This is a genomic window from Aeromonas sp. 1HA1 (assembly GCF_029237385.1).
GTDB lineage: Bacteria > Pseudomonadota > Gammaproteobacteria > Enterobacterales > Aeromonadaceae > Aeromonas > Aeromonas popoffii.
In genome coordinates this window covers 1-1,015 of sequence record NZ_JAACGC010000185.1, presented here as the reverse complement: position 1 = coordinate 1,015, position 1,015 = coordinate 1, and the positions used below count along the sequence as shown (strand labels likewise).

1 pseudogene is annotated in these 1,015 nt (G+C 50.2%); it reads right to left on the bottom strand.

Annotated features, from left to right (window positions below):
• Positions 1-469 precede the first annotated feature (469 nt).
• Positions 470-874: pseudogene (locus GWQ22_RS21550) on the bottom strand (RHS repeat-associated core domain-containing protein); the annotation flags it as partial.
• Positions 875-1,015 lie beyond the last annotated feature (141 nt).

The window sequence follows — 1,015 nt, the reverse complement described above, 5'->3', positions numbered from 1 at the left end:
CGGCCGCACGATGAAGAGCAAAAGTTAGCATGATCGTTACCATGTTCGGGAGTCACATAGGAGATCAGATCCTGGAAATCGGGAAAAGTGCCAATCAGTTCACAATATTTGTGTATAAGAGTCAGCTCCATGACTTATCTGGATCATTCATCGTCACATGTTTTGGCGCTCGAATCTGGAATGCCTCTGTAACCTGATTTCCTGTATCTAATTTATCAAAACCGAAATATGACAGTCGAGCTTCTCCCGTATTAATTGCATCTTGGCCGTATTTATATAATGAGCCATCATCATTTAAATATCTATCATACCTATACCCAGTACTCGGCAATGTCGAGTCAGGGCCACTTGGGCCAACATAAAAATCGGGTTTACTTTGGCCAACACTCGGTGGTGCTTCCAGCCCACCTTGCAAGCTTGGGCTGGCTTTACCATGAATATTATTCAGCCCATTTTCTTTTACATTCTTCAACCCCAACGGATCCACCCAGCCGGTGGGGTTGGGGGCATACTGGTAGTTGTTAAGCCCGCCTGCCAAGCCTATCGGGTCGGGGGTGATAAATCTACCCGTTTCAGGCTGGTAGTAACGGTGACGGTTGTAGTGAAGGCCGGTCTCGGCATCAAAATACTGCCCTTGAAAACGCAGCGGCGTCGCCACTTCCGCTATCTCTTCCCGCCACACATTGCCATAGGCGCGATAACGCACCTGCCAGGCAGTCGCTCCATTATCGCGAGTCAGCGCCAGCGGGGTACCGAGGTGGTCAAGTTGATAATGGAATACCTCGGCATCCGTCCCTTCCCCTTCCAGCTGCACCAATGGCTTGAAGCTGCCCGGCTCATAGATAAAGCTGCGGTATTGCTCGTCGGTGCGATGCTTATCACCACCAAAGAGCTATTGTCAAATCTGGTGTATGGCGTCGGTCAGGCGGCACTCCTGTCTGACTCCTCCAGCACCTTTACTCCGTCCTTGAATTTCACGTTGTTCGCTACCAACGTCAGCAGCGCAAATCCCTTG